General features: G+C 66.8%; 9 protein-coding genes. 7 read left to right on the forward strand and 2 right to left on the reverse strand.

The features are described from left to right. Positions 1-27: 27 nt before the first annotated feature. Positions 28-1,842: a M3 family metallopeptidase gene (locus AC06FA_RS07050; RefSeq protein ID WP_478067685.1), complete on the forward strand. Its 1,815-nt coding sequence runs from the start codon at positions 28-30 to the stop codon at positions 1,840-1,842. Further along, positions 1,839-3,110 carry a TPM domain-containing protein gene (locus AC06FA_RS07055; protein ID WP_478067686.1) on the forward strand — a complete coding sequence of 424 codons (1,272 nt, stop codon included), beginning with the start codon at positions 1,839-1,841 and terminating at the stop codon, positions 3,108-3,110. Before AC06FA_RS07050 ends, AC06FA_RS07055 begins: the two co-directional genes overlap by 4 nt. Positions 3,111-3,118: 8 nt before the next feature. Here AC06FA_RS07055 and AC06FA_RS07060 read toward each other — a convergent pair whose 3' ends face one another. After that, complete coding sequence (locus tag AC06FA_RS07060; protein ID WP_478067687.1) at positions 3,119-3,790, reverse strand: VOC family protein; 672 nt, start codon at positions 3,788-3,790, stop codon at positions 3,119-3,121. 315 nt (positions 3,791-4,105) lie between these two features. Between AC06FA_RS07060 and AC06FA_RS07065 the strand changes: the two genes are divergently transcribed. From AC06FA_RS07065 to AC06FA_RS07075, 3 genes are all read left to right on the forward strand, one after another. Next, entirely contained in the window at positions 4,106-4,474 is a 369-nt protein-coding gene (locus AC06FA_RS07065) for a hypothetical protein (protein ID WP_478067688.1), read from the forward strand. Positions 4,475-4,867: 393 nt separating this feature from the next. After that, entirely contained in the window at positions 4,868-5,308 is a 441-nt protein-coding gene (locus AC06FA_RS07070; protein WP_478067689.1) for a DUF2231 domain-containing protein, read from the forward strand. Beyond that, a complete protein-coding gene (locus AC06FA_RS07075) occupies positions 5,301-6,611 on the forward strand; it encodes a PQQ-dependent sugar dehydrogenase (protein WP_478067690.1) in 1,311 nt (436 codons plus the stop codon). Before AC06FA_RS07070 ends, AC06FA_RS07075 begins: the two co-directional genes overlap by 8 nt. Before the next feature lie 149 nt (positions 6,612-6,760). Here AC06FA_RS07075 and AC06FA_RS07080 read toward each other — a convergent pair whose 3' ends face one another. Next, on the reverse strand, positions 6,761-7,423 hold the full coding sequence (locus AC06FA_RS07080; RefSeq protein ID WP_478067691.1) for an exopolysaccharide biosynthesis protein: 663 nt from the start codon (positions 7,421-7,423) through the stop codon (positions 6,761-6,763). A 169-nt stretch (positions 7,424-7,592) separates the two neighbouring features. Between AC06FA_RS07080 and yidA the strand changes: the two genes are divergently transcribed. Both yidA and AC06FA_RS07090 read left to right on the forward strand, forming a co-directional pair. Then, a complete protein-coding gene (gene yidA / locus AC06FA_RS07085) occupies positions 7,593-8,426 on the forward strand; it encodes a sugar-phosphatase (protein WP_478067696.1) in 834 nt (277 codons plus the stop codon). Between the two features lie 109 nt (positions 8,427-8,535). Further along, a complete protein-coding gene (locus tag AC06FA_RS07090) occupies positions 8,536-8,820 on the forward strand; it encodes a hypothetical protein (protein ID WP_478067692.1) in 285 nt (94 codons plus the stop codon). Positions 8,821-8,851 lie beyond the last annotated feature (31 nt).

Consider the following 8,851-nt stretch of genomic DNA (forward strand, 5'->3'; position numbering starts at 1 on the left):
CAAGGACATGCCATGAACACCCGCAGGATGCGACCCCTCGTTCACGCCGCCGCGCTGTTGCTCGCCACCGGCACCGCCAGCGCGCAGGCCCTGCACGCCGATGATCGCGCGTACTTTGCCAGCGCCAGCGCCGAGCAGACGGCGCGCACCGTCCTGGTCGAGCAGACGGCGGCGCTGCAGGCCGCGACCGGAGGCGACCCCGCGACCCGCTTCCGCCAGGCCGAACAGCTGCAGGCGCAGTGCCTGCGCCATTACGCCTACCTGCACCTGCAGGCCGGTCGGGATGCCCGCGATCATCGCCCGGCACAGGCGCTGGACCAGGTCATGGGCCTGTGCAGCCGCATCGCCCGCGCGGGCAGGGCGGCGCTGCATGCCGCGCCGGCCGATGCCGCATGGGCCAGGGCGTACCCGTTCCTGCGCGAGCGCGCACAGCAGGAAGCCGCCCTGCCCAGCAATGCCGCGCTGGATGACGCCGTGGATGCGCTGGCCGGCCCGGCCATGGACAGCTTCGCGCGGCTGCGCCGACAGATCATGCGCACGGCCGTCTATCCGCAACTGCAGCACGATGGGCGCCAATGGGACACCGGCGCCGACCGGCTGGCACTTGCCCAGCAGCCCGACCGCGCGCTGCGCGAGGCCGGTTGGAAGGGCTATTGGCAGGGCCTGCAGTCGCGGCGCGATCCGATGGCGTCGGTACTGCTGGGGCTGGTGCAGGTGAACGACAGCGCCTCGCAGGTGCAGGACCACGCCTCGGCCACCGAGCGCGGCTATCGCCACATGGGCCTGGACACCGCCACCGTGCAGACCACGCTGGCCGCGGTGGAACGCCACGCCGCGCAACGCGATGCCTACCAGCAGCAGCTGCTGCGGCATGCAGCGAACCGCGGCGTGCTGGACCCGCAGCCTTGGGATACCACGGTGCCCGATGCCGGCTACATTCCGCCCGTGCTGACCCTGGAACAGCTGCGCGACACTGCCGCCGACGCCATGCAGCATCTGGGCCCGGTCTACGTGGAAGAACTGCGTGCGTTGCTGGACCCTGCCAGCCACCGGATGGATCTGGACACCGCGCGCGGCCAGCGCAGCCAGGATGCATTCCCGGTGTTTGCGCCCGATGCACCCGCGTTGTTGTTCGTGGGCCAGCGCAGCGGTGATCTGGAAAGTGACGTGGAGATCGTCCACGAAGCCGGGCACAGCCTGCACGGGCAGTGGATGCAGCGGAACCACGCATCGCCGCTGCAGCTCAATGGCAGCGCGTGGCTGACCGAAGCGTTTGCGATCTACAACGAACTGCGCTTCCGCGACCGCCTGTACCAGCAGGCACAGGACCCGCGCGCCAAGGCGTACTACCTCAAGTCACTGCTGGACGACATGGTGCTGCAGGTGTTCACCTCGGCCGAAGAGGCGCAGCTGGAGCGATCCATCTACCAGGGCGTGGCCAACAACACCCTGGGCACCGCCGATGACCTGGACCAGCTCACCGGGCAGGTGCTGGCCCGCTATGGCCAGCATCCGCAGCGCCACCCGGAACTGCGCAACGCCTGGATCGGCAAGCGCTTGATGTATGAAGACCCGAACTACCTGGTCAATTACCTCTACGCCGGGCTGCTGGCCGTGCAGCTGTATGCGCTGGATCAGCAGGACCCGGAAGGCTTCCGCGTGCGTTACCTGCAGGTGCTGGGCGAGGGCTTCGATCGCGCTCCGCAGCAGCAGGTGGCACAGCTGCTGGGCCATGCGCCCGACTGGCCCGCGCTGGTCGATGCGGACATGCAGGTGTTCGAAGGCAACGTCGCCCAGCTGCGCGCGTTGCACGCACAGATCGACAGCGAGCGGCATCGGTGAAGCCGACGCTGCGCCGCCTTGGTTCGTGGCCAGCGCTGCTGTTGCTGCTGCTGTGGTCGTCGCTGGCCTGCGCGCAGATACAGGTGCCGCCGCTGGATGGCCCGGTGGTCGATCCTGCCGGTGCGTTGCGCCCGGCCACCCGTGCCGCGCTGGAACAGCAGGCGCGCGCGCTGCAGGCCCGCAAGGGCGGCGCACAGCTGCAGGTGCTGCTGGTGGGCAGTACCGGCCAGGAAAGCATTGAAGCCTATGCACAGCGCGTGTTCGATGAGTGGCAGCTGGGTCGCAAGGGCGTGGATGACGGCGTGCTGCTGCTGGTGGCGGTGCAGGACCGGCATGTGCGCATCCAGCCCGGCTATGGGCTGGAAGGCTCCATCCCCGATGCCTACGCCAAGCGCATCATCGAAGAGGCCATCCTGCCGCGCTTCCGCGAAGGTGATCTGGACCAGGGCGTGCTGGACGGCAGCGCGCTGCTGGCAGGGCTGGTCGACGGTGAGCCGTTGCCACCGCCGCGCAGCAACCACCTGCTGGATCTGGCCTGGCAGAGCATGGATACGATCCTGCTGCTGGCATGGGGGGCGGCGTTCGCGCTGGGCCGCTGGCAGGGGCGTACTGCAGCTGTGCCGGCGCGACGGTGGTGGTACCGCCCGCTGCACTGGCTGGCGCTGATCGCGCTGGCCGGGTTGGCAACCGCGGTATGGGCACCGCGGCAGATCGTGCCGCTGCTGTTCGTGTTGGCGATGGCCGTGCCAGTGGCGTGGCTGTGCGGGCACCGGTGGCGGCGCAGTCCGTCGCTGCGGCGCACGCTGTGGGGTCTGCTGGTCGCCAGCATCGGTATCAGCGTAGCGGTGCTGGCCACACGCGGGGTGTTCCCCGGGCTGTTCGTGCATGTGGCCCTGTACTTCCTCGCAGGCATCGCCGCCGTGGTGGTGTGGTTCCCGCTGACCCTGGCACGTGACCGTTGGCAGGAAAGCCGGCGGGGTTTCGCCCTGCGTGTGCTGCTGCTCGGCACGGTGATGGGCGCGGGCCTGGTCTGGACACTGCTGCAGCCAGACGGGCTGGATGCCGAAGCGCTGCTGCTGGTGTTCGGCGCGGTCGGCTACATGGGCTGGGCCGTGGCCATGCTGCTCGGCACCGGCACACGCAGCGATGACGATGATGATGACCGGCGCGGTGGCTGGGGGAGTTCGTCGTCCAGCTCGTCCTCCTCAAGCGACTGGAGCGGAGGTGGTGGACGCAGCGGCGGCGGTGGTGCCTCGGGTAGCTGGTAGCGGGCAGCTTAGACGGTCCGCACCCGCCAGCCGCGCGCGGCATCGTGCAGTTCACCGCTGCCATCCACCCCGCCGATCTGCAGCACCAGACCCTGCGCATTGGGCAGGTCTTTCTGTTCGGGGAACCAGCGGCGGTCGGCGGCCACCACGATCAGCAGGCCCTCGTCGTCGCCCATCGGCGCGAACTGCGCCGACGGCGGACTGAGTGGCTGCAGGCCGAAACGCGCGGTGGCGGCGGCACGTACTGCGTCCACATCATCGCTGGGCAGTCCCACCTCGCTCAGGCATTGCAGCTCACTGCCGTGGAAGGCGCCGGTATGCGTGCTGGCCGGCAGGCGCTTGCGCCCGATCAGCTCCAGGATCAGGCCGTCCGGGCCGGTGAAATACACCGACTGCGACTGCCAGTTGCTTTCCAGCGCGAAGTAATCGATGCCTTCGGGATTACGTTGCAATGGTGTGCGTTCGCGCAGCCACGCCATCGCTTCGGCGAAGCGGTTATCGGGCACGTTGAAGGCCAGATGCACGCCGCCAGTGGCGTGGGTACCCGCTGGTTGCAGGTCGATCGTGCTCCAGCCGACATGCACATGGTGGCCGACCACGCGCTGCTGCAGCACATCGCGGAAATAGTCCGCCACGGTTTCGACGTTCGACACCGGCAGGGTGAGATGCAGCAGGCGCATGTGTGATCCTCCATGAAGCACTGGGGCGAGTGTAGCGCCGGGCGCCTTTCGCCAGCGTCATCGCCCGCGCAACGAATCGTTACGGCATGCGCTGGTAGGTGCCAACCTTGGTTGGCACACTCGGTCCACAACCGCGCCCCGCCGCACGCTCTGGTAGGTGCCAACCTTGGTTGGCACAAGCCGTCCGCAGCCACGCGTTGCGACAGGGGCTTGCACTGGCGGCCACAACGGCAACAATGCACCGCTCAAGGACGACTACAGGGGGAAGGGCATGCACGGTCTGATGGCAGAACACCGCGCCGCGGGTGAAACCCCATGGCCATGATCCTGGCGCTGGTGCTGCTGGCGCCCCTGCTGCCACTGGCCCTGCTGGTGTTGATGTGGCGGCGTGCCCCGCGCTGGCAGGGCAACCCGTGGCTGTATCGGGCGGGCTTCGCCTTCCTGGCTGCGCTGCTGGCGCCCACGCTGCTGATGGCCGGCCATGGTGGCCTGCCGTGCCCCACCTTCGGCGGCCTGATACTGGTGTTCATGCGGCTGGAATGGATTGGCGACCTGCACCTGAACCTGATCGCGTTTGGCAGCAACGACGCCGCGATCCTGTCCGCACCGTTCCTGGTGGTGTTTGCCGCCGCCCTGTTCATCCCGCTACGCACCGCCCGCCGCGCGCGCCTGACGTTCGATTGATCGCGCGCCCATCGGGCGCCCACTAGCCTGGTAGGTGCCAACCTTGGTTGGCACGAACCGTCCGCTACTCGTACACCCTGCGTCGGGTCCATGTACCCTGATCACGCGCGACCGTAGAGTCGAGCTTGCTCGACTGCCGTAGCAAAGAGCAGTCGAGCAAGCTCGACTCTACCAATGCAAAGCAGTCCCGAATCGCCCGGCATTCCAAGGGCAAGCAGCCACGCACCGCCTGGCTCGGCCCATCCACGCATGGCGTGGATCTACCGATGTCCGCACGGCTTGTCCCGGCACATCCATCCAAGCGCGGCGGCACCCCGGCCGCCATCATCGCGCTGCCTCCCGGCCGCTTGTGCTACTACGGCCCGTGCAGTCCTTCCCCTTCGGAGCACGACCATGGTCAACCCCGTCGCCCAGGCCCATCGCGGCCCGGGCACCACGCTTTTCAGTCTGCTGAACCCCATACCGTTCGGCTTCTTCGTCGCCGCGCTGATCTTCGACATCCTCTACCTCAACACCGCCGAGGTGATGTGGGGCAAGTCCGCCGCGTGGCTGATCACCTTCGGCCTGCTGATCGCCATCATTCCGCGCCTGCTCAACCTGTTCGCGGTGTGGCGCCGCAACGGCACCGCCACCGGCGTGGACCGTGTGGATTTCGTGCTGAACCTGGTGGCCATCGTGCTCGCCATCTGGAACGCGTTCGTGCACAGCCGCGACGCCTATGCGGTGGCGGTGCCGGGCACCATGCTGTCTGCGCTGACCGTGGCTCTGATCGCGATCGGCTACATCCTGTTGTCACTGCAGGCCCCGGTGCTGCAGGGAGGTCGTCATGGCTGAGCGCATCCTGCCCACGCTGGGCATTCTTTCCCTGGCGGTCATGCTCGCCGCCTGCGCCGGCAAGGCCGAATACCACCCGGCCGACCAGTCCGGTCCGCAGCCGCCGCTGCCCAAGCCGGCCAACTTCCTCATGCCGCCCATGCAGGTGCCCAAGGGCGTGGGCTGGGCCGAAGGCCAGGCGCCGGCCGTGGCCGAAGGCCTGAAGATCCAGCGCATTGCCGCCAACCTGCAGCACCCGCGTCGCCTGCTGACCCTGCCCAACGGCGATGTGCTGGTGGTGGAAGGCAATGGCCCCGGCGAAGAACCGGTCACCACGCCCAAGCAGTGGATTGCCGGCAAGGTGAAGGCACGCTCGGGCAAGGCCGGCAAGGGCGGCAACCGGGTCACCCTGCTGCGGCGCACGCCGGGCACCGATACCTGGACCCAGCACGTCTACATCGAAGGCCTGCATTCGCCGTTCGGCATCCAGCTGATCGGCAACACGCTGTACGTGGCCAACACCGGCAACATCATGCAATACCAGTACGTGCCCGGCGCCACCCGCATGGCCGACAAGGGCCGCGAATTCACCGATCTGCCCAGCACCATCAACCACCACTGGACCAAGGAACTGCTGGCCAGCCGTGATGGCAGCAAGCTGTACGTGGGCGTGGGCTCCAACAGCAACATCACCGAAAATGGTCTGGCGGTCGAATACCGCCGCGCCGTGGTGCTGGAAGTGGACGTGGCCACGCGCGGCAGCCGCATCTTCGCATCGGGCATCCGCAACCCCACCGGCCTGGACTGGGAACCGAGCACCGGCGCGCTGTGGGCGGTGGCCAACGAGCGCGACGAAATCGGTGCCGACCTGGTGCCCGATTACCTCACCTCGGTGAAGGAAGATGGCTTCTACGGCTGGCCCTACAGCTATTACGGCCAGCACGTGGACGAGCGCGTGCAGCCGCAGCGGCCCGATCTGGTGGCCAAGGCGATCAAGCCCGACTACGCCATCGGTTCGCACGTGGCACCGCTGGGGCTGCTGTTCTACACCGGCCAGTCGCTGCCCGCGAAGTACCACGGCGGCGCTTTCATCGGCGAACACGGCAGCTGGGACCGTTCACCGCTGAGCGGCTACGAAGTGGTGTACGTACCATTCAAGGACGGCAAGCCGACCGGCCGCCCGCAACCGGTGGTGACCGGGTTTGCATCGAAGGATGAAAAGACCCTGATGGGTGCGCCGGTGGGCATGGCGATGGATGCCGACGGCGCCCTGCTGGTGGCTGACGACGTAGGCGATGTCGTCTGGCGGGTCTCGGCAAAGTAACGGAATTGTAGAGTCGAGCTTGCTCGACTGCTTTGGCTTTGGCCTTTGTAGAGTCGAGCTTGCTCGACTGCTTCTGCCAACAACAGTCGAGCAAGCTCGACTCTACGAAATCAAAATCAAAATCAAAAGCAGCCAAGCATGGCTTGGCTCTACAGTTCTGCGGTGCTCCCGCGCAGTCCGCTGAACACCGATTCGGCGGCGAACCCCACGCCGCCCAGCAGCACGCCGAAGTACACCATCGTGGCCAGCACGAAGGCATACCCGGCCGCCACGGCCGCGCCATCGCGCTGGATGAAGCCGATGGCAAAGGACATCAGCGCCAGCGCCGGCAGCGTATTGCTGAACGGAATCGGCCCGGCCGGGGCCATCAGCAGCAGGGTGGCCACCACCAGCGCCAGGTTGTTCACGCGCATCATCTTCTTCGAACGCACCATCACCGCCAGCCGCATCGGCTGCGACAGGCGTTCCATGCGGTGCACCCACTTCAGGGCCCGGCCCAGGTTGGCGCGCAGTTTTTCAGTGGCCACTTCCTTCTGCGCCAGGCGCTGTGGCACCCACAGCGGCCGGTCGCGCACGCGGCTCAGGCCAATCAGCAGGATGGAGGCACCGAACACGGTGCTCAGGCCTGGAATGGACACTGGAATCAGGAAAATGGCCGACAGCAGGATCACGATCAGCATCAGCCCCTCATCGCCCAGGGCCTGCAGCAGCGTGCCCACGCGGATGTGCTGGCCGGGCAGGCCGTCGATCAGGTCTTCAATCTGCTGTGCCAGCGGGGCGGTGTCGGTGGCCTCGGGGGCGCGGTAGGTCATGCGTCTGGATCTCCAGGGTAGGGCGGTCATGGGGGGCCGTCCTGCGGTGGGGCGCACAGGCTTGCCGAGTATGGCGGCGATTGGCGGCGCACGCCTGAACCGCGCATGAGAACGGCAGCCACCGCCGGCCTGGCCTAAAATGGAGGGCCCCGCGCTGGAAATGAAACTGATGGACATGGGCCGCAGGCAATCGACCATCCAACTGGTCGCCATCGATATGGATGGCACCCTGCTGGACCCGGCGCACAAGCTCACCGCACGCGCCAAACAGGCCATTGCGCAGGCGCGCGCGCTGGGCGTGCATATCGTGCTGACCAGCGGCCGCCCGGTGTCCGGGCTGGCACCGTTCCTGCAGGAACTGGGCATCACCGGCAACGATGATTACTGCATCGCGTGCAACGGCGGTCTGGTGCAGCGCATCGGCACGCGCGAAACGGTGGTGGAGTTTCCGCTCAGCTTCGATGATTTCGTCTACTGCGAACAGGTATCACGGCAGTTGGGTGTGCATTTCCAGGCCCTAGATGGCCAGCGCCTGTACACCACCAACCAGGACATCAGCCGCTACACCGTCATCGACTCGCACCTTTCCCACGTGCCGCTGTCGTACCGCCGTGTGCAGGACATGGACCCGTCGATGTCCTTCATCAAACTGATGATGATTGACGAACCCGACGTGCTGGATGCGGCCATCACCCGTCTGCCGGCCGAACTGACCGAACGCTTCGCCGTGCTGAAGAGTGCGCCGTTCTTCCTGGAAGTGTTCGACCACCGCGCCGGCAAGGGCCCCAGCCTGCAGCGCCTGGCCGAGCACCTGGGCATCGACCGCGCCCACGTGATGGCCATTGGCGATCAGGAAAACGACCTGACCATGTTGCAGTTCGCGGGCACCAGCGTGGCCATGGGCAACGCCATCGACGCGGTGAAGGCCGTGGCGCGTTTTGAAACCGCACCGAACACCGACGAAGGCGTGGCCCGCGCAATCGAGCGCTTCGTGCTGGCTTGAACCGATCGGACCGGCTCTGGTAGGTGCCAACCTTGGTTGGCACATGGCCCGGGGTCAGATCCTTTCCGCAGGAAGGGCTCTGACCCCAGCACCCCTTCATGGAGGATGTATGCGCAACACCATTCTGGCTGTCACCGCCCTTCTCGCAGGCGCAATGTCGTCGAACGCAGGCGCAGACTCCAGCCATTCCGTCGAGTGCGAGACGTGCAAGACCGACGAGCAGTTCCGCGACGAAGCGGCAAAGCTTGAATCACTGAACGGTGGCCACGGTGGCTATTTCTATGTGTTCAACCTCGGCGACGACGTAGTGCAGAAGTGGTACATCGCACCGAGTCGCGGCGATGCAGAAGAAACGCCCGCCGAAGGCGCTACCAACACGGCCGACAAGCCGTAGATCCACGCCATGCGTGGATGCTCCTGGCAAC

The organism is Stenotrophomonas sp. Steno-C17 (genome assembly GCF_056393165.1).